Origin of the sequence: Paenarthrobacter sp. FR1, from assembly GCF_051106045.1 — a bacterium.
GTDB lineage: Bacteria > Actinomycetota > Actinomycetes > Actinomycetales > Micrococcaceae > Arthrobacter > Arthrobacter nitroguajacolicus_A.
On record NZ_JBPFSF010000004.1, the window covers coordinates 383,675 to 405,765 of the forward strand.

Below are 22,091 nucleotides of genomic sequence, written 5' to 3' on the forward strand. Positions count from 1 at the left end.
CCAGCGATGGGGACAACTGCCCGCAACGTTCCGGGCACTTCCCAGACCGCGCCAGCGGACCGGTAAAGTTATGACCGAAACGGGCAGCGTCAAGTCAAGCAGCCCGCGCCCCATCCGTCCCCAGCCCGGAAGCGAAATGAAGCTGCGCCTTTTCCCCCAGGAACCCGCCGGGCTCGTACTGCTCGCGCAGATGGCCGGCGTGATCGTGGCTGGCACCGGAACGCTCTCCGAGATCCTCGGCGCTCCTGCCAGCGAGCACGACCGCCTCGCCGAAGAACTCCATGAGCACGAGTCCAAATCCTTGGACCTGCACTTCGCCTTGCTGACGCACATGCGCACCAGCTTTGTGAACCCGCTTCCCCGCGAGGACATGTACACGCTCTCCCGCCACCTTAACGAGGCCATGGAGAAGCTGGATGCCGCCGGCGATCTGGTGGCCCTCTACAAACTGGACCGGCTGCCCAAACGTGCAGCGGACCAACTGGAAATCATCAGCCGCCAAGCCGAGCTCACCGTGGATGCCATGCGGAAGCTCGAGGACTTGGACGAGCTGGAGGACTACTGGATCGAAATCCTGAGGCTCGCCAAACGCGCAGAGCGGACGCACCGGATCTGGGTGGCCGAGATGCTCAAGGACATGAAGTCCACGCAATACGCGCGGCACAGGGATATCGCCAACCAGTTGGTGGAAGTTACCAAGGATATGCGGAAGGTCGCCACGCAGGTAGGCAGCATCATCGTCAAGGAATCATGACGTGACCATTGCCATCCTGGTCTTGGTAGTTGGCTTAGCCTCTGGATTCGCGTTCCTCAACGGCTTCCGCGATGTCTCCAACGCCGTCGCCCTATCCACCCGGACCCGTGCCCTCACTCCGTCCATCGCGGTGCTTCTGGCGGCACTCTTCAACTTTGTGGGTGCCATGCTCAGTGGCACCTTTGTCCTTGCGTTTACGCAGTCGTGGATCACTTTGCCCACAGGCACCAGCGGGCTGACCATTCTCGCTTCGGCGCTCACTGCAGCCATCCTGTGGGGCGTGTATGCGTGGTGGCGGGGAATTCCGTTGTCCTCCACCAACTCCCTGGTGGGTGGCCTGATTGGTGCGGGCGCCGCAAGCGTCCTAGTGGGCGGCAACGCGGTGGGTGGCATGGACAACGTCCTGCTGACGCAAGTGGTCCTCCCGCTGGTTTTATCGCCCGTCATCGCCTTTGTGGCGGCGTACTTGCTGGTATGGCCAGTGACATGGGCTGCCCGCTACACGCAGCCCAACGTGGTGAATAGGCGGTTCCGAAGGGCTCAGGCCGTGTCCACCGCGGCCGTCGCGTTCGGCCATGGCCTCCAGGACGGCCAACGAACCGCGGCGGTGGTTGTGCTGGCCATGGTGGCCGCCGGGTTGTCCAGTGGAAGCACGGTTCCCCTTTGGATCCTGCTGCTCACAGCGGTCATGCTCACGGCGGGAACAATGTTCGGCGGCTGGAGGATTTCACACACGCTGAGCCACAAGCTCATCCGGGTGGATCCACAGCGCGGTTTCGTGGCGCAGACCCTGACTTCCGTGATGCTCTTTATCGGCGCCATCGGCTTCCATCTTCCCCTCTCCACCACCCATACACTGACGGCGTCCGTGCTGGGAGCGGGCATCAACCAGCGGTTCCACACGGTCAACCGGCGGCTGGTCCGGCGGATCCTGCTGTTCTGGGTGGCGACTCCCCTGGTTACCGCTGCGGCGGCCTTCATCCTGGAGCTGGCGTTCTCGCCCCTCGCGGACCTGTAGACCCAACTGACTGGCATTAGTGGTTGTTTTGAGGGCTCAGAATAACCACTAATGCCAGTCAGTTGGGCAACAAAAAACGACGGCGGCCGTACCCCCAAGGCGACGGCCGCCGTCGTTATGTGCCGACTCCCCCCATAGAAGCCGGAACCCGTAGAACCCTTATCCGAAGCGGCCGGAGACGTAGTCTTCCGTTGCCTTCTGGCCAGGGTTGTTGAAGATGCTGGTGGTGTCAGCGAACTCGATCAGCTTGCCGGGCTTACCGGTGCCTGCGATGTTGAAGAACGCGGTCTTGTCGGACACACGTGCGGCCTGCTGCATGTTGTGGGTCACGATCACCACGGTGTACTGGTCCTTGAGCTCGTTGATGAGGTCCTCGACGGCCAGCGTGGAGATGGGGTCCAAGGCGGAGCAGGGCTCGTCCATGAGGATCACCTGCGGCTCAACGGCGATGGCGCGGGCGATGCACAGACGCTGCTGCTGGCCACCGGAAAGACCGGACCCCGGCTTGTCCAGGCGGTCCTTTACCTCGTTCCACAGGTTGGCGCCCACCAGGGACTTTTCCACCAGGGCATCGGCTGCGCCCTTGGAGATCTTCTTGTTGTTCAGCTTCACACCGGCCAGCACATTGTCGCGGATGGACATGGTGGGGAACGGGTTGGGGCGCTGGAAGACCATGCCTACCTGCGTGCGAACGGTGACGGGGTCCACGCCGGGGCCGTAGAGGTTGTCGCCGTCCAGGAGGACTTCGCCCTCCACGCGGGCTCCGGGAAGGACCTCGTGCATGCGGTTCAGCGTGCGGAGGAAGGTGGACTTGCCGCAGCCGGACGGGCCGATAAAGGCGGTGACGGACTTGGCTTGGATGTTGATGTTGACGTCCTCGACGGCCAGGAAGTTGCCGTAGTAGACATTCAGGTCTTTGACGTCGATGCGCTTGGACATGGTGTTCCTTTGTTCCTTGGGGGTTCTGGAAGTTTTGAGTGCCGGGCGGCCCGGCAGACCCGTTTAGCGTCCCGTTTTGGGTGCGAACAGACGGGCGATGAGGCGGGCTCCCAGGTTCAGGAGCATCACCAGGATGATCAGCACCAGCGCGGCGCCCCAAGCACGCTGGTCGGAGGGACCAGGGTTGGACGGCGACGTCGGGTTGAGGATCTGCGTATAGATGAACGTCGGCAGCGAAGCCATCCAGCCACCGAACACGTTGTTGTTGATGGTGGTGGCGAAGCCCGCGGTCACCAAGATCGGCGCAGTTTCGCCGATAACGCGGGCGATCGCCAAGGTAACGCCGGACGCGATGCCGGAGATCGCCGTCGGAATAACCACCTTGGTGATGGTGCGCCACTTACGCACACCCAGCGCGTAGGAAGCCTCGCGGAGCTCGTTCGGGACGATCTTCAGCATTTCCTCGCTGGAGCGGACCACCACCGGGATCATCAGGACGGAAAGCGCGACGGCGGCTACCGCGCCGGTCTTGGTGCCGGGGCCCACAACTGCGAAGAAGAACGCTGCCGCGAAAAGGCCGGCCACGATGGACGGGATGCCGGTCATGACATCCACGAAGAACGTGATGGCGCGGGCCAGCGGTCGGTCGTTGCCGTATTCCACCAGGTAGATCGCGGTGAGCAGGCCCACAGGGACGGAGATGACGGTTGCCAAGAGCGTGATCTGAAGCGTGCCCATCAGCGCGTGGTAGATGCCACCGAGGACGGGAGCGCCTTCCTCCACTGCTTTGTTGTCGAACGCGCCCGTGACGCCGTTCATTGATGTGCCGAGGAAACCGGGCGTGATAAGGCCCGGAATGCCGTTGACCAGCACGGTAAAGATGACCGAGATCAGCGGCAGGAGCGCGATCAGGAAGGCGCCAACAACCAGGCAGGTAGCGAGCTTGTCCTTGGCTTTGCGTGCGCCTTCAACTGCGCCGCTCCAGGAGACCAGGCCTACGGCGAACAAAATGGCCGAGACAATGCCCCAGCCGAAGGCGTTGAAGCCGATGAGCGCCAGGATGGCCGCGCCGACGATCAGCGCGACGGCCAGGACAATGTAGGGCGCGAACTTGGGCAGCTGGCCCTTGGTGAGCGCGGAGCGCTTCCGGACTACTGTGGCGGTCATTTAGTTGGCTCCCGAGAATTCTTTGTGCCTGGTGATGATCCAGCGGGCGATCATGTTCACGCCCAGGGTGATGACGAACAGCACCAGGCCTGCGGCGATCAACGTATTGACCTTGATACCGCTGGCTTCGGGGAAGTTCAGGGCAATTTCGGCAGCGATGGTCTGGTTGCCGGACTGGATGAGGCTGGCGGTCAGGACGCCGGAGGAGAGGACCAAGGCAACAGCCATGGTCTCGCCGAGTGCGCGGCCCAGGCCCAGCATGATGGCGCTGATGATGCCCGGGCGGCCAAACGGCAGCACGGCCATCTTGATCATTTCCCAGCGGGTGGCTCCCAGGGCGAGCGCTGCTTCCTCGTGCAGCTTGGGGGTCTGCAGGAAGATTTCGCGGGACAGGGAGGTGATGATGGGCAGGACCATGACGGACAGGACGATGCCGGCGGTCAGGATGGTCTTGCCGGTGGCGGATGCCGGGCCTTCGAAGATCGGGATCCAGCCGAGGTTATTGGCCAGCCAGTCGTAGGCCGGGGAGATTTCCTTGGCCAGGAAGGCTGCACCCCAGGCGCCGTAGACAACGGATGGGATGGCGGCCAGGAGGTCAACCACGTAGCCGAGGCCCGAAGCGAGCCGGCGCGGTGCGTAGTGGGAGATGAAAAGGGCCACGCCAATGGCCACGGGGGTGGCGATGACGAGGGCGATCACGGCGGCGATGAGCGTGCCCACCACGATCGGTGCGATGTAGGCGAAGAAGCCGTTGCCGCCCTGGATGTCTTCAGGCGGGGCGGTGAGGGCGGGGATCGCCTGCACCACAAGGAACAACGCGACTCCGAAGAGAACCGCGAGAATCAGGCACCCTGCGGCCATTGCGGCCCCGGAGAAAACCTTGTCCCCGGCGCGTCCTGCGCCTTGGGAGGTTGTCAGGGAGTTGGTGGTCACTTCACGATCCTTCAGTCTCAGTGAACTGGTCTTACATGGCTAAGTTCCCTATCCCGCGCGGCGGACCTTACAGCCAGCGGCTTGGCGGCCACTCCGCGCGGGACAGGGAACTTCAGTGTTCAGCCGGGTTCAGCAAACCCGCGGGAAACCCTTAGGCCTTGGCCTTGATGGTTTCGATAGCGGCCTTGGCCTTGTCCTGCAGCGTCTTGGAGAGCGGTGCGGACTTTGCGGCGTCGGCTGCGGTCTGCTGTCCTTCGTCGGAGACGACGTAGGTTTCGAAGGCCTTGACCAGGTCAGCAACTTCCTTGGTTTCGTAGGTGGTGCACACTACGTGGTACGAAACGAGGACTACCGGGTAGGCGCCCGATTCGGTGGTCTTGCGGTCCAGCTTGATGGCGACGTCGTTGGCGGCGCGGCCGTCAACGGCCTTGCCGGCTTCGACGGCCTTGGCTGCAGCGTCGGCGGAGATCTTGACGAACTCTTCGCCCACCTTGATGGAGGCGGTGCCCAGCTTGCCGGAGACAGCGGAGTCGTCGGCGTAGGTCACGGCGCCTGGGGTGTCGGTGACGGTCTTGACGACGCCGGAGGTGCCCTTGGCGTTTTCGCCCGCGAGGCTTGCGGGCCAGATGCCGGCAGCCTTGTCCGTCCACACCTCGGGAGCAGCAGATGCGAGGTAGTCGGTGAAGTTGGTGGTGGTGCCGGAGTCGTCAGAGCGGTTCACCGGGGTGACCTTGAGGTCCGGCAGGGTGACGCCTTCGTTGAGGGCGGCGATGGCGGGGTCGTTCCAGTTGGCGATTTCGCCGCGGAAGATCTTGGCGACGGTGGCGGCGTCGAGCTTCAGTTCGGTGACGCCGGGAACGTTGAAGGCGACGGCGATCGGGGAGATGTACACCGGGATGTTGATGGCGCCGTCGGGGCCGCACTTGGCCTTGGAGCTCTCCAGCTCTTCGTCCTTCAGGTAGGCGTCGGAGCCGGCGAACTGTGCCGAGCCGTCGATGATGGCCTTGCGGCCTGCGCCGGAACCGTCCGGGGAGTACTGAACAGTGGCGCCCGAGTTGGCGGTGGAGAAACCGGCCTTCCAAGCGTCCATGGCCGCGCCGGTGGAGGAGGCGCCGATGCCGGTCAGGGTGCCGGTAACCTTAGGGCCGGATGCGGCCGACTGGGTGCCGGCGGTGGTGCCCGTTGCGTTGTCTGAACCGCAAGCAGTGAGCGCGAGAGCGCCGGCTGCGATGACCGCGATTGCCGCGTTGCGGCCGAAGTGAGTTGCCTTCACTTGGATGTGCCCCTTCCAGGGATTCTTCGATGCGGGCCGAACGGAGATTTCGGCGTGCGCGAGCTGAGGACCTTTTGTTCCTTTACTGAAGGTAAGGAGCGCAGGTAACGGGACCTGCGGTGGAAGGTGAACAGAAGGTGAACGACGGCGGACCATTGGGTTATGTGGCGCGCGCCACCTTGAGCGCCGCCCGGGTTGCGGTCGTTGCGACGGGCTGGGCAAATAGACTGGGAGGCATGGCTGCCGCGAAGGGATTTTCTGCAAGCAAGAGGTTCCTGCGTGCCAGAGTCCGAACGGGTTTGGTGCGGAGCCGGAACTCGTTGACTCCCGCCATCCAAATGACTGTGTGCGCGGTGGGAGCCTACGCCTTCGCTGAATATGTACTGGGCCACCAAGGGCCGTTGTTTGCTGCCACGTCTTCCTTGATTGCCTTGGGCTTCTCCCGCGACCCAAGGCTGCGTCGAGTCATAGAGGTGGGCCTGGGCTGCACACTGGGCATCGTGGTGGGTGATTTGCTGCTCCACTGGCTGGGCGCTGGGATCTGGCAGGCCGCCGTCGTGCTTCTTTTCTCTATCCTGCTGGCCAGGTTCCTGGACAGCGGCACGATCTTCACCACCCAGCTGGGACTGCAGTCGTTGCTGGTGGTGCTGCTGCCGGCGCCGGCGGGCGGCCCGTTTACGCGCAGCCTGGATGCCGTGGTGGGTGGCGTGTTCGCGTTGCTGGTGACCATCCTGGTGCCGAAGGATCCGCGACGGGAGCCGAGGAAGGACGTGCAGAAGATCCTGCATGAGCTCGCGGAGGTACTGCGCGAGTGCGCCAAAGCCATGATCGACAGCGACTCAACAACGGCCTGGCACGCGCTGATCCGCGGCCGGAACTGCCAGCCTTTGGTGGACCGGATGCGGCAGACCCTGCGGGCCTCGGGCGAGGTGGCAACCCTGGCGCCGGCGCACCGGCGGCATCGCGACGAGCTCGCCGGCTTGGAGCATTCGCTGGAGTACATTGACCTTGCGCTGCGTAACAGCCGCGTGTTTGCGCGCCGGCTCACCAGTGCCATCAACCATGCGGCGTTGTCAGATGAAGCGATCGAGAGCATCTCCGAAGTCCTGCAGGAAACTGCCGCGGCGATCGACGAGATGACCATCGGGTTGTCCGAGCAGAGCGAAGGTACCCGCCGGGTTCATCTCCGCCGAGCCAGGAACGACCTCTCGGACATCGCTGCCCGGCTGCACCCCAAAATGCTCGACGTCCAGAGGCTGGAGGGCGAAACCGTGGTGATGCTGTTCCGCCCACTCATGGTTGACCTGCTGGAGGCGAGCGGCATGGAGCCCGAAGAGGCGCGGGCCGTACTCCCGGCGCTTTGATTGCGCGCCGGGCCGCGCCGAGATGGCATTTAATGCCAATCCCAGGGACTGACATTGTCATTAAGTGCCAACTCGGCGGCTAATAGTGTCAGTCCCCGCGACTAACCTTGAACCCATGGCTTCCAAGACCTCCCGCGCATCCAAGACACCCGCCTACAAATGCGCCGAATGCGGCTGGACAGCCATCAAGTGGGTGGGGCGCTGCGGCGAGTGCCAGGCCTGGGGAACCGTTGAGGAGTACGGCGCCACGGTAGCGCGTACGACGGCGGCCGCTACCGTTCTGGAACCGGCCCGCCGTATCGCTGAGGTGGATGGCACTACGGCAGCTTTCCTTCCCACCGGGGTGGACGAACTCGACCGCGTCCTGGGCGGAGGCCTCGTGCCAGGTGCCGTCATCCTGCTCGCTGGGGAACCCGGCGTCGGGAAGTCCACGCTCCTCTTGGACGTAGCGGCGAAGTTCGCGCGCACCGGACAGGACGTCCTCTACATCACCGGCGAGGAGTCCGCGGCGCAGGTGAAGCTGCGCGCTGAGCGGATCGACGCCGTGGCCCATACCCTTTATCTGTCCGCCGAGACCGACCTGGGGCAGGCACTTGGGCAGGTGGAGAAGCTGGAACCCAAGCTGCTGATTGTTGACTCGGTGCAAACGCTGAGCAGCGCGGACGTGGAGGGCAGCGCCGGTGGCGTCTCGCAGGTCCGTGAGGTGGCAGCATCGATCATCGCCGCAGCCAAGCGACGCAACATGACCACGCTGTTGGTGGGCCATGTGACCAAGGAAGGCACCATCGCCGGCCCGCGGCTGCTGGAACACCTGGTGGACGTCGTGTGCCAGTTCGAAGGCGAGCGCCACTCCCGCCTGCGCCTGCTGCGCGCGGTCAAGAACCGCTACGGCGCCACGGACGACGTCGGATGCTTCGACCTGAACGAGGCCGGTATCGAGGGCCTCGCTGACCCCAGCGGACTGTTTGTTTCCCGTACCCGCGAGCCAGTATCTGGCACCTGCATCACGGTGACCATGGAGGGCAGGCGGCCATTGCTTGCCGAGGTCCAGTCACTCCTTGCAGAAAGCCCCAATTCCCAACCCCGCCGGGCCACCAGCGGGCTCGAAAGTTCGCGGGTTGCCATGCTGCTCGCGGTCCTCCAGCAGCGCGCGGGTTGCATGCTCCACAAGGACGACTCCTACGTAGCGACCGTCGGCGGCGTGAAGCTCACGGAACCCGCCACGGACCTGGCGGTGGCCCTGGCTGTTGCGTCGGCAAAATCGCGGAAGGCACTCCCCCAGCGGCTCATCGCGTTCGGTGAGGTGGGGCTCGCAGGCGAGGTCCGCCCGGTTCCCGGCATCAACCAACGCATCCAGGAAGCCCACCGGCTTGGCTTCACGCACGCGATAGTGCCGGCCAGTCCGGCAGGTGCGGGCGTCATCCCAGACGGCTTCTCCGTGCGCGAAGTGGGCCACCTCGCAGAGGCACTGGAACTGTTGATCACTTAGCCCTTCCGGGGTGTCGAGTGCCTCCTGAGCTGCGGGTTCGGCAAGGATTGGCTCATGACCAAGAGAACTGTGCTTATCGGGGGACGCTTTTTCTTTGGCCTTTTGACCTTGGTGGCTGTGGGGACACAGCTGACCGTTCACTTGGGCATGGGCTACGACTTCTGGAATTTCTTCAGTTATTTCACCAATCTGTCCAATATCTTCGCGGCGCTGGTGTTGCTCATCAGTGGCTACAGGGTGCTGATCCGCAAGCGCCCCAGCGAGATTGACGACGTCACCCGCGGAACGGCCACCATCGCCATGGCCGTGGTGGGGCTGGTGTTCGGGGCGCTGCTGGCTGGTGAGGACCTGGGCTCGCTGCTGCCTTGGGTCAACTTCGTGGTCCACTACCTGATGCCCGTGGTGATGGTGGCGGACTGGCTCTTCCAACCGCCTCGAGCCACCCTTAGGCCCAAGCACATTTGGTACTGGCTGCTCTATCCCATCGGCTATCTGGTCTACAGCCTGGTCCGCGGGGCCTTCGTGGACTGGTACCCGTACTGGTTCATCGATCCCGCACGCGCCGGTGGCTGGGGCGGCGTGGTGATCTTCGCGTTGGCCATCTCGGTGGGATTCCTCGTGGTGAGCTTGGCAATGCTGTGGCTTGGGAACAAGCTGAAGCGGCAGGTGGATTACTAAACCGCTGAATCCACACGGAAATAACTACACCAATTTGTTATATCCGCCCATGTCAGCGGGCACCGTTCCCCAAAGTGGACCTGTCAGACAGGCGGGAAAACCCCTCTTCCAGAGGCAGCCGAACATAACGAAATGACCCACTTTGGGGCTTGCTGGTGCGGTTAACAGTGCCCGGACGCCCTATCATTGTGCTTGTCGTCATTGGGGCATTTTTCATGAGCGCCCACTGATGCCGGATTCAGCTTGTCTGTGAGCCGAGGCTTGCACCTTCGAAGGGAAACCCTATGGCCCGGAGCCCGGAAGAATCGCTCAAAGCGACTCTGGCCAGAGTCGCACCCGGAACTCCGTTGCGGGATGGCCTTGAACGCATCCTCCGTGGACGCACCGGTGCCTTGATCGTGCTGGGCTATGACCGCACCATCGACTCCATCTGTTCCGGCGGATTCGATATCGGTATCGATTTCTCTCCCACACGTTTGCGTGAGCTTGCCAAGATGGACGGTGCCATCATCTGCGACAAGGACGCCAGCAACATCGTCCGCGCCGCTGTCCAACTGGTTCCCGATTCGAGCATCGAAACCCAGGAATCCGGCACCAGGCACCGTACGGCTGAACGCGTCGCCATCCAGACCGGCGTCCCCGTCATTTCCGTCAGCCAGTCCATGCAGATCATCGCGCTGTACGTGAACGGGCTGCGCCACGTCCTGGAAGGCTCGGAGAAGGTCCTTGCCCGCGCCAACCAGGCCTTGGCAACGCTGGAACGGTACAGCGCCAGGTTGGACCAGGTCACCAGTTCACTGTCTGCCTTGGAGATCGAAGCTCTCGTCACGGTCAGGGACGTCGCCGTGACTCTTCAGCGCCAGGAAATGGTCCGCCGCATCTCGGAGGAGATCGCACAGTACGTCCTGGAACTTGGCGAGGACGGCCGTTTGCTGTCGCTGCAGGTGGAGGAACTCACCATGGGCCGCGGCCCGGGCAGCGACGTCATCATTCGTGACTACTCGGATCCGGACGCAACACCGGAGGAAATCGAGGAGGCCGTCCAAGCCCTCCTCAACCTCGGCCCGACGGAACTGATCGACCTTAGCCGCATTGCCCACATCATCGGCTTCGCCGGCGGGGTGGAGCAGTTGGACGCCGTGGTCCAGCCCCGTGGCTACCGCTTGCTGTCCGGGCTGAAGTCCGTGCCCAAGGCCGTGGCTGATCGCCTGGTGGACTACTTCGGTGGGCTCCAGAACCTCATGGCCGCCACCATCGACGACCTCATGACCGTCGATGGCATCGGCGATCAGCGCGCCCGCACGGTCCGCGAGGGTTTGAGCCGCATGGCCGAGGCCAGTTTGCTGGACCGCTTCCTCTAAGCCGCCCGCCGCCGTCGACCAATACCGTCAACCGCCGCGGTCCAGCGTTAGTTCAGTTGGAAAACGGCTTTGGGGCTGGCCTTGTTTCCCAGCCGGGCCTCGAACGTGTAGTAAGCGCCGCCGCCCCCGGGTTTGGCGTTGATCGCGCCGCAGCCCTCAAGTGTGCGGTTGCGTTGCCACGGAAAATTGGCCGTCTCGCTCTTCCCGGGCTGGATGGTCTTGATCAGGTCCACGCCGCCGGTCTGGCAGTCCTTGGACGAGAAGATGCGGTCCGCACCGCTCATCACCAGGTACTCCATTTGGGATGTGCCCACGTTGACCTCGCAAGGGGCCGCATTCCCGTTGGTGATGGTCATGGTGAGCAGTGGCTTCTCCTCCGCACCGTAGGCAGGCTTGTCCGTCTTGGCGGTGACTGTCATGAGGTTGAAGTCGCACACAGGTGTCGGCGAGGCGGACGGCGACGATGTTCCGGGGGGCGCGCTCCCCTGCGTCGGTGCCTGCGAGGTGTCCGGGGTAGTGACGGCCTGCGGCTCCGGCTGCCCGGTGAAGGCACCCGTGATGGCCACCGCGCCAATTACCAACAGCACGATCACCAGCAGCAGGCCACCAAAAACAACCTGTCGACGACGGCGGTACACGGCAGGGCTCGGCCGTCGCCTCTTCGTCGGGCTGCTTTTGCCCGGCGCACCGGCACGGGATGAGCCACGGGCAGCACCCTTCGCCGGCGCTGATGAGCGCGCGGTCGACTGCTGCTTACCCTTGTTGGCCATGCTTCTAGGCTAGGCTCGCGCGTATCAGGGCACCTAACCTACACGCCGCAGGGCCCCAATCCGGACGTGTGTGACGTCGGCCATGGGACTGCCCGGGGCCTCGGATGATCGGGGTTCCACTACAGTGGATGGCAGTATGACACTTCCCGATTCCAACAAGCTCACCGAGCTCCATGGCGCCCTGGATCAGTGGTTCGCTGAAGCCGCAAGGGACCTTCCCTGGCGCGAGCCCGACTGCAGCCCATGGGGCATCCTGGTCAGCGAAATCATGCTCCAGCAGACCCCGGTGGTACGGGTGCTCCCGGTGTGGCGCGACTGGATGGACCGCTGGCCCACGCCCGCCCACCTTGCCAACCAGCCCTCAGGCGAAGCCGTTCGCCACTGGGGCCGCTTGGGCTATCCACGGCGGGCCCTGCGGTTGCATGCGGCCGCTGTCGCCATCTGCGAGCAGAACGACGGCAAGGTTCCCGACACGTATCCCGAGCTCCTGGAACTGCCGGGTGTCGGCAGTTACACGGCAGCCGCCGTCGCCGCGTTTGCCTTCGGTCGGCGCGAGACCGTGGTGGATACGAACATAAGGCGCGTCCACGCACGGCTGGTGTCCGGAACTGCCCTGCCCGCTCCGGCCTTGACCGCCGGGGAAATGCGCCTTGCCCAAGCACTCCTCCCAGTCGAGCAGGCGTTGTCCGTGCGTTGGAATGCTTCCGTCATGGAGCTCGGCGCCATGGTCTGCACGGCCCGCAGTCCCAAGTGCGGTGACTGTCCCGTCCGCTCGAGTTGCGCTTGGCTTGCGGCCGGTGAGCCGCCGCCGTCGTACACCCCCAAGGGCCAGTCGTGGCACGGCACCGACCGTCAGGTCCGCGGCGCCGTGATGGCCGTCCTCCGCGAAGCCGCCTACCCTGTCCCGCGGGAAATGTTCGAGCGTTCACCGGCCGACCTTGGCTTCGCTCCCTCCGGAGTTGGCATTCCGCTCGCCGCACTGCACAGGCTGAATTCGGCACCTGAGCAGCTTGAGCGCGCATTGGACGGTTTGTTGAGTGACGGCTTGGCGGAAATGCACGACGGCGGGTTGCGGCTTCCGGCGTAGCTTCCACCGGCGTGTAGTCCTACCCTGAAGCCATGGGCAGAATCGGACTGGCTTTGACGCTCGTGGGAACTGCAGCGTTGCTTCCGGGATGCTTTCCTGAAGCGGTGGCTTGCCCGGCTATCGGACATGTTGCGGGAGTCTCCGTGACGGTGTCGGCCAACTACGCAGATGACGTTGGATCGCTTCGACTGAAGGCGTGCCAAGACGGTACGTGCACGGACAAAGAGCTGGTGCTGCATCCGGGGTCAGTGGCTGTGGACCAAGGGTGCTCGCCGGATGGCGTCTGTTCGGCGACGTCGTCGCCCGACGGGACCCTGCAAGGTTTCCTGGAAATGCCGGCGCTCTCGGAGACTCCGCTAGATGCGACGGTGACGGGTACCAGCCCGGCCGGAACGGCCTTGCAGGCCCGGGCGTTGACCTTCACGCCGACGGGCGAGTACCCGTACGGCGAACAGTGCGGCCGCGTCGTCTCGGCCGGTGTGGTGCTGGACGCGGAGGGGCTGAAGCAGCGGTAGCTGCGCTTAGGGCAGGGGAAGCCGGGGCGCCGGGACTCACGCCCACCTCGGACACCAGCAATCGGCAGGCGAAGCTGACTCAACAATGGCAGTGTGGGTTTTTCAGCTGATCTCTCTGGCGATTTGATTTTCCGCCGGGTATTCTCTTGCCACCATGCCCGGATGGTGGATCTTTGGAGATGCAGTGAGCGCTGACAATCAAGGGGTTACCGCAGCTGAACGGTCATGGGCCGTGGACTTCAGCGCGAGGATCCACAACAAGCATGCGGCGGAACTCAACGAGCTCCGCACGGCCATGACCGAAGCTCCACGGCGTGGGCAGCCACGCCACCTCGGCCGTCGCCAACACCGGCTGGGACCCCTGCAGTCCTTCGAGGACCAGAAGGACACAGGGATCCAAACGTCCCTCCCGCTGACGGAATGCGATGCCTGGCTGCGGGCACTCCTGGGCGGCCAGTGGATGCTGCACGCCTACCGATGCGGGTGTGCCACTGGTGCCGCAAGTGAGAATGTGGTGTCCTACAGGCTGTATCTCGATGCTGCACGCAAGCCGATCCGCAAGCCCGAAGAAGTACTGGCAGACGCCTGCCTGCCGCTACAAGCGTAGCCGAATTTCCGCATTATGAAATCTTCATTCCGATATTAAACACAAGGGGACTCTGGAATTAGCAATTCCGAAACAAGCCCCTCATAGCGTCTTGTGTGATCCCAGGCCGTGACCCTGCACGGCCCCAGCACAGATAGGCGCCCTCTTGAAGATCCCCGCACCCGTACCCGAAGTGAGCCCGGCGGCAAAGAAGCCCCTGTACAAATCCTTGTTCTTCCAGATCCTCATGGCCGTGGTGCTGGGGATCGCCATTGGGTACTTCTGGCCGCAGGTCGGGTCCGCCCTCCGCCCACTGGGCGACGGCTTCATCCAGCTCATCAAAATGATCATCGCCCCGCTGATCTTCCTGGTCATTGTCACGGGAATCTCGGCCGTGGGCGACGTGAAGTCCGTCGGAAGGGTGGGCGTCAAGGCCCTCATCTACTTCACCGCCGCCACGCTCTTCGCGCTGGCCTTTGGACTGGTCGTGGCCAACGTTGTCCAGCCCGGAGCCGGCCTCAATATTGACCCCGCATCGTTGTCTGAGGACGCGGTAAACGCCAAGACCACCACAGCTCCGCCCAAGGACATCGGCCAGTTCCTGCTCGGTGTCATACCCACCAGTGTCGTGGGGGCGTTCGCCTCCAACTCTTTGCTTCAGGTCCTCTGCTTCGCCATCTTCTTCGGCGCAGCCATCGTGGTGGTGGGCCGCGAGAAGTGCAAGCCCGTCATTGATCTCATGGAGACCACGCTGGAACTCTTCTTCAAGATCATGGCCTGGGTCATGCGGGTGGCACCGGTTGGCGCTTTCGGAGCCATGGCGTTCATCATCGGCCAGTACGGCCTCAGCTCACTCAGCACGTACGCGCTCTTGGTGGCCGCCTGCTACGGCTCCGCCCTGGTGTTCATCGGCTTGCTGTTCATCGTGGCCTGGGTCTATCCGCGCGTCCCACTGTGGCAGTTCATTAAGTACTCCCGCGAGGAGTTCATGCTGGCCCTGGGAACAGCCTCTACGGAATCAGTACTCCCCCGCATCATGACCAAACTGACTAACGCCGGCTGCTCGCGGGCAACCACAGGCCTGGTGATCCCCACCGGGTATTCCTTCAATCTGGACGGGGCCGCGCTCTACCTTTCCATCTCCCTCCTTTTCCTGGCCCAGGCCTTCGGCCACAACCTGGATCTGGGCCAGCAACTGGCCGCTTTGGGCATCCTCATGCTGACGTCCAAGGGTATGGCAGGGGTTCCAGGCTCGGCCTTCCTTGCCCTCTCCGCGACAGCTGGAGCCTTGGGAATCTTCCCGGTGGCGGGTGTGGCACTCCTGCTGGGAGCGGACCGCCTGATGGACTCCATGCGCGTTGTGGTCAACCTGTTGGGCAACTGCGTCGCTACGTTTGTGGTGTCCAAATGGGAGGGACAGTTTGATCGCGACGCAATGCTGGCCGCCTTCCGCGGGGAGCCCAGGACGCCGGACGTCGAGGAAGCAGCCGAACCGTCGGCCCCGGCACTCAAGTCTCCCCAGCTGACCTCCGATACGTACTCGGGGTAAAGCCCAGGTACTTCCGGAAGTCGTTCGTGAGGTGCGCGTGGTCTGCATAGCCAAGTTCGACGGCGATCGCCGCAAGGTCCGCTGTTGGACTGGACCGGGCACGCTCTGCGGCGTCCTGCAATCTTCGGCGGCGAATCAGTGCGGACGGACTGAGGCCAACGTACTTCTTCGCGATTCTCTGCAGGGTCCTCGGCGACACCGCAAGACGTGATGCCGCGTCCTCAATCAGGACCACTGCGGGGTCGGAGGCGATGAGGTCCACCATGCTGTTCGCGAGCAACGCCTCCTCAGTCGGAACACACTCCAACGACACCAGCCACGCCACAAAGGCGGCCACTGCCAGCTCACGGCGAGCGCCGCCGTCGGACGCTGTTTCGCCGGAAGGCATCGTCATGGCGGCCTCGACCGGACGGCGCAGAGCCTCCAAGGCCAGAGCAACTTCTTTGTCGCGCAAGGCTCCTGGGTCATCGGCGAACAGGGGCACTGCCGCCGGGCGGAGGAGGGCACCAACCGCCCATCCCTTGCCTGTCAGATCCCGGTACGCGGCGCGGGTTGTGGGACCGGAGACTTCCACCCCATCACCTTGAACCACCAGGTTGGAGGCAGGGTAGGCAATGACGTGTTGCCGGGAGGTGCGGCCCGGCTCTATGTCCCATTCCGGGATCCAGAACCACTGCACCAAGTCAGCGACGGCGGCAGGGGCAGGAAAACGATGGAAGGTGGGCAGCCGCGCCGGATAGAGGATGCCTTTGAAGGAGCTTTCCATAGGACCTCCGTTCGGCGTTGAACCTGTCGCGAATTTCCAAGCGCCGGCCTGGACCGGGCACGTAGCGTCATACGCATGACCGATACTACAAGCACCGCATCAACCACTGCCGCCCACGGCGAACACACGACCCACGGCATCCCGAAAGGCCTGACCAGCCTCACGCCGTTCCTCGCCGTTCCCAATGCCAAGGAGGCCATCGCCTTCTATCGGGAGGTGTTCGGAGCCCGGGTAGTGGGTGAGACCGAGATGGGCGGGATGGTGGTCCACGCGGAACTGGACTTCGGAAACGGCCACCTCCAGCTGGGCGAGCCCAATCCCGAGTACCACCTGGTCCCGGCACCGGAGGGAGAAAACGACTGCTACTCGATGGGCCTGTACTGCGCCGACGCCGACGGGCTGGTTCAACGTGCGGAGCAAGCTGGTGCCACCATCCGGGAACCACTGTCCACGTTCGTTTCAGGTGACCGCTACGCGAGTATCCGCGATCCCTTCGGAGTTCGCTGGTCCATCATGACGCGTGTCGAGGACCTGTCGGAAGAAGAGAGCAACCGCCGCGTGGAGGAATGGGCCGCTCAGCAGGACCCGGCGCAGCAGGGCCAGCCCTAGCCCTAGCCCTAGCCCTAGCTAAGGCAAAGGCAGAACGGGTGCCCGGCCGGATCCAGGAACACCCTGAATGTTTCGCCCGGCTGGTGGTCGGCCTTGCTCGCACCGAGGGCGAGGGCGACTTCCTCGCCCTTGTCCAAATCCTCCACCACCATGTCCAGGTGCATTTGCTGCGGGATCGTCTGTCCAGGCCACACCGGCGCCTGATACACCTCCACCTGCTGGAAGGAGATGCAGTTGCTGCCGTCACTGGGGCGGATGTCGAACCAGTCGCCCTTGTCCTCGACTTCCCAACCGAACAGCTCGCTGTAGAAGGCGGCTAATGCAGCCGCGTCGGGACAATCGATGACAACACTCGGGAATTTAGCGATAGCCATGTTCTAAACCTCGTCAGCCGTCTTTTTCATGCGGGCAAGGGCGCTCTTGGTGCCCCTTTGCGTGAGAACGTGAACCACTGCGCCAACACCCGCGGAAACTACCGCGAAGACCAGGACGCCGGGCAAGGAGTCATTGAGATCAGTGCCGTCCTTGGGAGCGGGCTTGCCGGTCTTCTTCTGCCACAGGCCCTCCAGCGTCTTATTTGCCAGAGCACCGGCGCCGAGGCTTACGGCCAGGCCAAAGAGCTTTACCAATATGTTCACGATTTCATCCTCCATCAGTTAGCGCGCGCCACGAACGGCGCTGCACTCAACAAGCGCTGCACAACAAGACAGGGCCGCTGCAACCGCAGCGGCCCTGTCCACATTCCTAGTCCTTCTTGAAGGCGTCCTTCAGCTTCTCGCCGGCGCCCTTGAGGTCTGCCTTGACCTGGTCGCCTTTGCCTTCAGCTTCGAGGCCCTTGTCGTCGGTCAGCTTGCCGGCGGCTTCCTTGGCCTTGCCACCAAGCTTCTCGCCGGCATTCTCCATCTTGTCGTCAGCACCCATGTCGCACCTCTTTCGTCGTAGGAACCTTGTACCTCTACAACATCACTAATCAGCATACTTAGCAATATCTTGGAGCAGATCCGCTGAAACTAGAGCTCGCCGAACCCTTCCTCCACCAGCCGCCCCACATATTCAACGGCCTTCAGCGAGTCCTTGCCCCGAGCTTCGACGCGGAGCGTGGAACCCTTGCCTGCGGCGAGCGCCATCAGCGCCATGATCGACATGCCGTCGACGCCGTTAACGGTCACCTCCGCGTCCAGACCGGACAGGCCTCCGGCGATCTTTGCAGCAGGACGCGCATGCATGCCCAGGGGGTTGATGAGCTCAAACTCACCACTTGCGTCAGGTTCGGCCACGCCAGGCGACTCAGTCGCTTCCACGGCTTTGGAACCCACGGCCTCAGCCGCCCTGCGAACGTCCTCAACGCCGGCGCCTCCCTGGGCAGCGACGGCTGCGGCCACGAGGCCCTCCACCAAGGGAGCATCGGCCAGCAGGATGGCATCAGGCTCACTGGCGAACTCCACGGCGGACTCAGCCGTCATCACCGCCGATCCCAGGTCCGTCAGCACCACAACGCCGTCGCCGCCGGAATCAACCAATGACTGCTCGACGGCGGCCAGCACCTTTTCGAGGCTTGTCCCGATCCGGTCGTCGTCCGTGCCCCCGGCGGCGACGAGGTCGACGTCGGGCGCCATCTGCGCGGCGAGTTCCACCGCGCCCTCAGCGATCTTGCTGCTGTGCGAAACCACCACGATCCCCACTGTCATACGGCGTCGGCTCCCTGGTCACCGGTGGAGCCCACAGCGGCAGCCGCGGCCGCACGAAGGAGCAGGGCCGTGGATGCCGCTCCGGGATCACGGTGCCCGGCGCTGCGCTCTCCCACGTAACTGGCCCTTCCCTTGCGTGCCACCAGCGGGTCTGTGGCCGCGGCGCCAGTCTCTGCGGCCTCAGCGGCGGCTTCAAGGACGCCCACAGGATCCGCACCGCTCTCGGCAGCTTTCCGTGCAGCTTCCACGGCAGGGGTCCACGCATCAACCATGGTCTTGTCGCCGAGTTCGGCTTTGCCTCGGGCCACCACACCATCACGGGCGGCCTCCAAGGCAGCTACCAGCGCCTCGGCATCCACGTCCGTAGCATCGCCCCATGACGTAGCTGCGCGGAGATAGGCGGTGCCATACAACGGCCCGGCCGCTCCACCCACTTTGGACATAAGCGCCATCGCTGCGGCCTTCAGCGCTGCCCCGGGAGTTTCCGGTGGGGACTCGTCGAGCTTTTGGAGTACGGCCTGGAAGCCGCGGTCCATGTTCTCGCCGTGGTCCGAGTCGCCGATGGGTCGGTCGAGTTCAATGAGTTCCACGCGATGTTCGGCCATGGCTTTGGCGGAGAGCTTCAGCCAGTCCACTGCCCAGCCGACGTCCAGCCCCATGCTTAGGCTCCCCACCGCAACGCGGCGGTGTGGACGGGCGCGTCCCAGAGCCTGGTCAGTTCGTCATCCAGGCGCAGCACGGACACGGAGCAACCCTGCATTTCCAGGGACGTGACGTAGTTCCCCACCAGCGACCGCTCCACGGTGGCACCGCGTTCGGCCAGGACCTGCGCCGCCCGCCGGTACACGATGTACAGCTCACTCTGTGGGGTACCGCCCATGCCGTTGACGAACAGCAGCACCTTGTCCCCTGATGCCAGGGCGAGGTCTTCGAGCACTGGCTCCAGCAGGCGGTCCGTGATGGCGTCAGCGCTTTCCATCGCAATCTTGTGCCGGCCTGGTTCGCCGTGGATGCCGATCCCGATCTCGATTTCATCCTCTGCGAGCTCGAAGCTCGGCGTGCCCGCGTGCGGCACCGTGCAACCGGACAGAGCTACGCCCATGGTCCGCACGTTGGCCACCACCCGCTCTGCAATGGCTGTGACCGTATCAAGGTCGTCGCCTCGTTGGGCAGAGGCGCCCGCGATCTTCTCCACGAGGACGGTTCCGCCAACCCCGCGGCGGCCCGCCGTGTACAGCGAATCCTCCACCGCGACGTCGTCATTCACCAGTACCGAACGAACATGCACGCCTTCGGCCTGCGCCATCTCGGCTGCGGTCTCGAAGTTCAGGACGTCGCCGGTGTAGTTCTTCACGATATGCACGACGCCGGCACCTGAGTCCACGGCGACGGTCGCCGGGATGATCTGGTCGGGCGTGGGCGAGGTGAACACTGCCCCGGGGACGGCGGCGTCCAGCATGCCGAGCCCTACGAAACCGGCGTGCAGTGGCTCGTGGCCGCTGCCTCCACCGGATACCAGGGCGACTTTGCCCGCTACTGGCGCGCCCTTCCGGACGACGAACTTGGGCTCGGGATGGACGTCCACGATATCGGCATGGGCCATGCCGAAGCCTTCGACGGACTCGTCCACCACGGCGCGTGGATCATTGATGAGCTTTTTCATGGGATGCTCCTGGGCGTGCTGTGGCTGGTGCTCTGACCCTACTACCGGCGGCCCGGGCCACGGTAGGCCTTGAAGCGGTGGAAGGATACTTAAATAACGGAAGGGACAGCCCCCAATGACTGTCCCTTCCGCCTGCACTCCCGGACGGAAATGCGTTAGTCCCCGGCTCAAGGCGCGGACGCGGATCCCCTCTGATGAGCCGGCTCTTCCTCCGACTCGCTCCTGGCGTGAAACTCGGGCCAGAAGGCTGAGTACAGGTCAGGATCGGAATGGCGGTCCCCGGTCCACGACGCTTCGTGCGGCCATGATCCGTGCGGGATGTCGATCTGGAAGGCGGAGAAATCGGGGAACGTCACGCGATTATTCATTGTCCGCATCCCCTTAGTTGTTGAGCACGGCGTCGCCGCCAGTGGTCACGACATCTTCGATCAATACGGTCTGATCGATCACCGGAAGCCCCACTACGTGCCCGAAGCTGAACATGTTTTTTGGGTCCACCTCGGCCTTCGCCTTACGGAGCCGCTCCCGCGCACCGGGCAACCAGGGCCGCTCCCTGTCCTCGGCATCCACAAAGTGGCCATGAAGGTTCACGAACGTCCCCGCGTTTGCGGCAGGACGGAGATCTTCATGAACAGAGTTGAAGACTGCCGGCAGGATGTCCAAAACCGGCGGGACAGCAATTGCGCCCATGAAGAAGCTGAACGCTGCGTCACGCCCGCCCACTATGTCCTCACCCTCAGCGCTTTGCGCCAAGGCGCCGCCCAAGAGACGAAGTTCTGCCAGCAACACTGGGCTTTCGACGCCGGGGCCAAAGTGCCGCAGCAAAGTCTCTGCGGCCTGGTCGTCCAACCTATCCAGCAGGAAGCCGTGCTCCCGCACCGGTACAGGCTGGTCCGGGTCCTGGTGGATCGTGTCGAACTGGGTGGAGTCCAAGGGACCTGTGGCGTCCATCATGAACGGTGCACAGTGACGCATGGGCTCCAGGACTTCCGCCGCGGTTTCCAGATCACCCTGGAAGGCGTAGCGGAGATGAATGACGAACTTTCCCCGCAGTGGTTCCGGAATCATCTCCATGTCCGGAAGGCGGAGGAACGCCAAGGACGCCGATGCCTCCACCGGCAGCGATGGCACCCATTCCCTGAAGGCCCCCAGGACTTCCGGGGCATGCTCGCCGTCGAAGTACACCCCACCGGCGTAGAGATCGGCCGCCGGGAACAGATGGAATTCCATGGCCGTGACGATGCCAAGGTTGCCCTTGCCTCCGCGCAGGAGGTAAAAGAGTTCGGCATTCTCGTCCTTGGTCACCCGGCGCTGCGTACCGTCAGCGGTGACAAGCTCGAAGGCAATGACGTGGTCCGAAGCGAAGCCGTACTTCCTGCCCAGGATCGGTAAGCCGCCGCCGAGCGTGTAACCCACCACGCCCACATCAGTGGTGGAACCGCAGAGCCCCATCAAACCGAACGTCGCGGCGAGCTCAACCACGGCCTTCCAGCGGACGCCCGCACCCACGCGGGCTGTTTTCTCAAGGGGATCGATGCTGAGCTCAAGCATGCGGCGGGTGCTGATGAGCAAGCCGCCTTCGATGGCATTGGTGGCACCGTGACCGGTGGATTGAACGGAGACGGACATGCCCCGTTCAGAGGCCCAACGAACGGCCGCCGAAACGTCCTCTGCGTCGAGGGCTCCGAAGGCGAGGTCGGGCTGGTGCTGCGTGGACAAATTGAAGGCCGCTACTTCGGCGGCGAAGCCGGAATCGGCACGCGTGAACACTGGACCGCGCACGCTGAGTTGGAGTTCTGAAACATCTGAAAAGGACGCGTGGGACTGCATGATCTTCTCTCAATTGACCGATGTGGTGGAAGCTTCCCCAGCAAGCCTTGAT

At 63.8% G+C, this 22,091-nt stretch carries 24 protein-coding genes; 11 read left to right on the forward strand and 13 right to left on the reverse strand.

Annotated features, from left to right (window positions below):
* Window positions 1–136: 136 nt before the first annotated feature.
* Window positions 137–754, forward strand: a complete 618-nt coding sequence (locus ACR30Z_RS10760; protein WP_144653244.1) for a DUF47 domain-containing protein — start codon at window positions 137–139, stop codon at window positions 752–754.
* 1 nt (window position 755) lies between these two features.
* Entirely contained in the window at window positions 756–1,772 is a 1,017-nt protein-coding gene (locus ACR30Z_RS10765) for an inorganic phosphate transporter (RefSeq protein ID WP_144653211.1), read from the forward strand.
* Between the two features lie 159 nt (window positions 1,773–1,931).
* On the opposite strand, the gene pstB is transcribed toward ACR30Z_RS10765, so the two are convergent.
* The 4 genes from pstB to pstS form a co-directional block, all read right to left on the reverse strand.
* Window positions 1,932–2,711: a phosphate ABC transporter ATP-binding protein PstB gene (gene pstB, locus ACR30Z_RS10770; RefSeq protein ID WP_011772968.1), complete on the reverse strand. Its 780-nt coding sequence runs from the start codon at window positions 2,709–2,711 to the stop codon at window positions 1,932–1,934.
* A 63-nt stretch (window positions 2,712–2,774) separates the two neighbouring features.
* A complete protein-coding gene (gene pstA / locus ACR30Z_RS10775) occupies window positions 2,775–3,878 on the reverse strand; it encodes a phosphate ABC transporter permease PstA (RefSeq protein WP_434372540.1) in 1,104 nt (367 codons plus the stop codon).
* Entirely contained in the window at window positions 3,879–4,811 is a 933-nt protein-coding gene (pstC, locus tag ACR30Z_RS10780) for a phosphate ABC transporter permease subunit PstC (protein ID WP_144653213.1), read from the reverse strand.
* Window positions 4,812–4,962: 151 nt separating this feature from the next.
* Complete coding sequence (pstS, locus tag ACR30Z_RS10785; protein ID WP_434372542.1) at window positions 4,963–6,084, reverse strand: phosphate ABC transporter substrate-binding protein PstS; 1,122 nt, start codon at window positions 6,082–6,084, stop codon at window positions 4,963–4,965.
* Between the two features lie 236 nt (window positions 6,085–6,320).
* On the opposite strand from pstS, the gene ACR30Z_RS10790 reads away from it, so the two are divergent.
* The 4 genes from ACR30Z_RS10790 (at window position 6,321) to disA (ending at window position 10,976) form a co-directional block, all read left to right on the forward strand.
* The gene (locus ACR30Z_RS10790; RefSeq protein WP_144653215.1) at window positions 6,321–7,448 is read left to right on the forward strand and encodes an FUSC family protein; all 1,128 of its coding nucleotides are present in this window, start codon (window positions 6,321–6,323) and stop codon (window positions 7,446–7,448) included.
* A gap of 115 nt (window positions 7,449–7,563) precedes the next feature.
* Window positions 7,564–8,937, forward strand: a complete 1,374-nt coding sequence (radA, locus tag ACR30Z_RS10795; RefSeq protein ID WP_144653216.1) for a DNA repair protein RadA — start codon at window positions 7,564–7,566, stop codon at window positions 8,935–8,937.
* A 54-nt stretch (window positions 8,938–8,991) separates the two neighbouring features.
* A complete protein-coding gene (locus tag ACR30Z_RS10800) occupies window positions 8,992–9,615 on the forward strand; it encodes a Pr6Pr family membrane protein (protein ID WP_144653217.1) in 624 nt (207 codons plus the stop codon).
* A gap of 284 nt (window positions 9,616–9,899) precedes the next feature.
* On the forward strand, window positions 9,900–10,976 hold the full coding sequence (gene disA / locus ACR30Z_RS10805) for a DNA integrity scanning diadenylate cyclase DisA (protein ID WP_024819020.1): 1,077 nt from the start codon (window positions 9,900–9,902) through the stop codon (window positions 10,974–10,976).
* Window positions 10,977–11,023: 47 nt separating this feature from the next.
* Here disA and ACR30Z_RS10810 read toward each other — a convergent pair whose 3' ends face one another.
* A complete protein-coding gene (locus tag ACR30Z_RS10810; protein ID WP_434372544.1) occupies window positions 11,024–11,746 on the reverse strand; it encodes a hypothetical protein in 723 nt (240 codons plus the stop codon).
* Between the two features lie 136 nt (window positions 11,747–11,882).
* Between ACR30Z_RS10810 and ACR30Z_RS10815 the strand changes: the two genes are divergently transcribed.
* The 4 genes from ACR30Z_RS10815 (at window position 11,883) to ACR30Z_RS10830 (ending at window position 15,483) form a co-directional block, all read left to right on the forward strand.
* On the forward strand, window positions 11,883–12,833 hold the full coding sequence (locus tag ACR30Z_RS10815; protein WP_434372545.1) for an A/G-specific adenine glycosylase: 951 nt from the start codon (window positions 11,883–11,885) through the stop codon (window positions 12,831–12,833).
* A 32-nt stretch (window positions 12,834–12,865) separates the two neighbouring features.
* The gene (locus ACR30Z_RS10820; protein ID WP_144653220.1) at window positions 12,866–13,348 is read left to right on the forward strand and encodes a hypothetical protein; all 483 of its coding nucleotides are present in this window, start codon (window positions 12,866–12,868) and stop codon (window positions 13,346–13,348) included.
* Window positions 13,349–13,532: 184 nt separating this feature from the next.
* Window positions 13,533–13,955 carry a hypothetical protein gene (locus tag ACR30Z_RS10825; RefSeq protein ID WP_434372546.1) on the forward strand — a complete coding sequence of 141 codons (423 nt, stop codon included), beginning with the start codon at window positions 13,533–13,535 and terminating at the stop codon, window positions 13,953–13,955.
* 145 nt (window positions 13,956–14,100) lie between these two features.
* Window positions 14,101–15,483 (forward strand): cation:dicarboxylate symporter family transporter, encoded by a 1,383-nt coding sequence (locus ACR30Z_RS10830; protein ID WP_434372548.1) that lies wholly within the window; start codon window positions 14,101–14,103, stop codon window positions 15,481–15,483.
* Here the strand turns inward: ACR30Z_RS10830 and ACR30Z_RS10835 are convergent.
* A complete protein-coding gene (locus ACR30Z_RS10835) occupies window positions 15,443–16,249 on the reverse strand; it encodes a helix-turn-helix domain-containing protein (RefSeq protein WP_434372549.1) in 807 nt (268 codons plus the stop codon). The two genes, ACR30Z_RS10830 and ACR30Z_RS10835, sit on opposite strands and share 41 nt — an antisense overlap.
* Window positions 16,250–16,324: 75 nt before the next feature.
* On the opposite strand from ACR30Z_RS10835, the gene ACR30Z_RS10840 reads away from it, so the two are divergent.
* Window positions 16,325–16,858 carry a VOC family protein gene (locus ACR30Z_RS10840; RefSeq protein ID WP_434372550.1) on the forward strand — a complete coding sequence of 178 codons (534 nt, stop codon included), beginning with the start codon at window positions 16,325–16,327 and terminating at the stop codon, window positions 16,856–16,858.
* Window positions 16,859–16,872: 14 nt separating this feature from the next.
* Here ACR30Z_RS10840 and ACR30Z_RS10845 read toward each other — a convergent pair whose 3' ends face one another.
* The 7 genes from ACR30Z_RS10845 to ACR30Z_RS10875 form a co-directional block, all read right to left on the reverse strand.
* On the reverse strand, window positions 16,873–17,232 hold the full coding sequence (locus ACR30Z_RS10845; RefSeq protein WP_434372551.1) for a VOC family protein: 360 nt from the start codon (window positions 17,230–17,232) through the stop codon (window positions 16,873–16,875).
* 3 nt (window positions 17,233–17,235) lie between these two features.
* Window positions 17,236–17,496: a DUF4235 domain-containing protein gene (locus ACR30Z_RS10850; protein ID WP_144653225.1), complete on the reverse strand. Its 261-nt coding sequence runs from the start codon at window positions 17,494–17,496 to the stop codon at window positions 17,236–17,238.
* A gap of 106 nt (window positions 17,497–17,602) precedes the next feature.
* Window positions 17,603–17,779: a CsbD family protein gene (locus ACR30Z_RS10855; RefSeq protein ID WP_144653226.1), complete on the reverse strand. Its 177-nt coding sequence runs from the start codon at window positions 17,777–17,779 to the stop codon at window positions 17,603–17,605.
* An 89-nt stretch (window positions 17,780–17,868) separates the two neighbouring features.
* Window positions 17,869–18,546, reverse strand: a complete 678-nt coding sequence (gene dhaM, locus ACR30Z_RS10860) for a dihydroxyacetone kinase phosphoryl donor subunit DhaM (protein WP_434372552.1) — start codon at window positions 18,544–18,546, stop codon at window positions 17,869–17,871.
* Window positions 18,543–19,205 (reverse strand): dihydroxyacetone kinase subunit DhaL, encoded by a 663-nt coding sequence (dhaL, locus tag ACR30Z_RS10865; RefSeq protein WP_434372553.1) that lies wholly within the window; start codon window positions 19,203–19,205, stop codon window positions 18,543–18,545. Before dhaL ends, dhaM begins: the two co-directional genes overlap by 4 nt.
* Before the next feature lie 2 nt (window positions 19,206–19,207).
* Window positions 19,208–20,209 carry a dihydroxyacetone kinase subunit DhaK gene (gene dhaK, locus ACR30Z_RS10870; protein ID WP_144653229.1) on the reverse strand — a complete coding sequence of 334 codons (1,002 nt, stop codon included), beginning with the start codon at window positions 20,207–20,209 and terminating at the stop codon, window positions 19,208–19,210.
* A gap of 381 nt (window positions 20,210–20,590) precedes the next feature.
* Entirely contained in the window at window positions 20,591–22,039 is a 1,449-nt protein-coding gene (locus ACR30Z_RS10875; protein ID WP_434372555.1) for an FAD-binding oxidoreductase, read from the reverse strand.
* Between the last annotated feature and the right edge of the window lie 52 nt (window positions 22,040–22,091).

Bases quoted from the DNA above. Each gene is read 5' to 3' on its own strand.
- ACR30Z_RS10760 (WP_144653244.1), top strand. From the start codon at position 137: ATGAAGCTGCGCCTTTTCCCCCAGGAACCCGCCGGGCTCGTACTGCTC.
- pstB (WP_011772968.1), bottom strand. From the start codon at position 2,711: ATGTCCAAGCGCATCGACGTCAAAGACCTGAATGTCTACTACGGCAAC.
- pstA (WP_434372540.1), bottom strand. From the start codon at position 3,878: ATGACCGCCACAGTAGTCCGGAAGCGCTCCGCGCTCACCAAGGGCCAG.
- ACR30Z_RS10790 (WP_144653215.1), top strand. From the start codon at position 6,321: ATGGCTGCCGCGAAGGGATTTTCTGCAAGCAAGAGGTTCCTGCGTGCC.
- radA (WP_144653216.1), top strand. From the start codon at position 7,564: ATGGCTTCCAAGACCTCCCGCGCATCCAAGACACCCGCCTACAAATGC.
- ACR30Z_RS10800 (WP_144653217.1), top strand. From the start codon at position 8,992: ATGACCAAGAGAACTGTGCTTATCGGGGGACGCTTTTTCTTTGGCCTT.
- disA (WP_024819020.1), top strand. From the start codon at position 9,900: ATGGCCCGGAGCCCGGAAGAATCGCTCAAAGCGACTCTGGCCAGAGTC.
- ACR30Z_RS10810 (WP_434372544.1), bottom strand. From the start codon at position 11,746: ATGGCCAACAAGGGTAAGCAGCAGTCGACCGCGCGCTCATCAGCGCCG.
- ACR30Z_RS10815 (WP_434372545.1), top strand. From the start codon at position 11,883: ATGACACTTCCCGATTCCAACAAGCTCACCGAGCTCCATGGCGCCCTG.
- ACR30Z_RS10820 (WP_144653220.1), top strand. From the start codon at position 12,866: ATGGGCAGAATCGGACTGGCTTTGACGCTCGTGGGAACTGCAGCGTTG.
- ACR30Z_RS10835 (WP_434372549.1), bottom strand. From the start codon at position 16,249: ATGGAAAGCTCCTTCAAAGGCATCCTCTATCCGGCGCGGCTGCCCACC.
- ACR30Z_RS10840 (WP_434372550.1), top strand. From the start codon at position 16,325: ATGACCGATACTACAAGCACCGCATCAACCACTGCCGCCCACGGCGAA.
- ACR30Z_RS10845 (WP_434372551.1), bottom strand. From the start codon at position 17,232: ATGGCTATCGCTAAATTCCCGAGTGTTGTCATCGATTGTCCCGACGCG.
- ACR30Z_RS10855 (WP_144653226.1), bottom strand. From the start codon at position 17,779: ATGGGTGCTGACGACAAGATGGAGAATGCCGGCGAGAAGCTTGGTGGC.
- dhaM (WP_434372552.1), bottom strand. From the start codon at position 18,546: ATGACAGTGGGGATCGTGGTGGTTTCGCACAGCAGCAAGATCGCTGAG.
- dhaL (WP_434372553.1), bottom strand. From the start codon at position 19,205: ATGGGGCTGGACGTCGGCTGGGCAGTGGACTGGCTGAAGCTCTCCGCC.
- dhaK (WP_144653229.1), bottom strand. From the start codon at position 20,209: ATGAAAAAGCTCATCAATGATCCACGCGCCGTGGTGGACGAGTCCGTC.
- ACR30Z_RS10875 (WP_434372555.1), bottom strand. From the start codon at position 22,039: ATGCAGTCCCACGCGTCCTTTTCAGATGTTTCAGAACTCCAACTCAGC.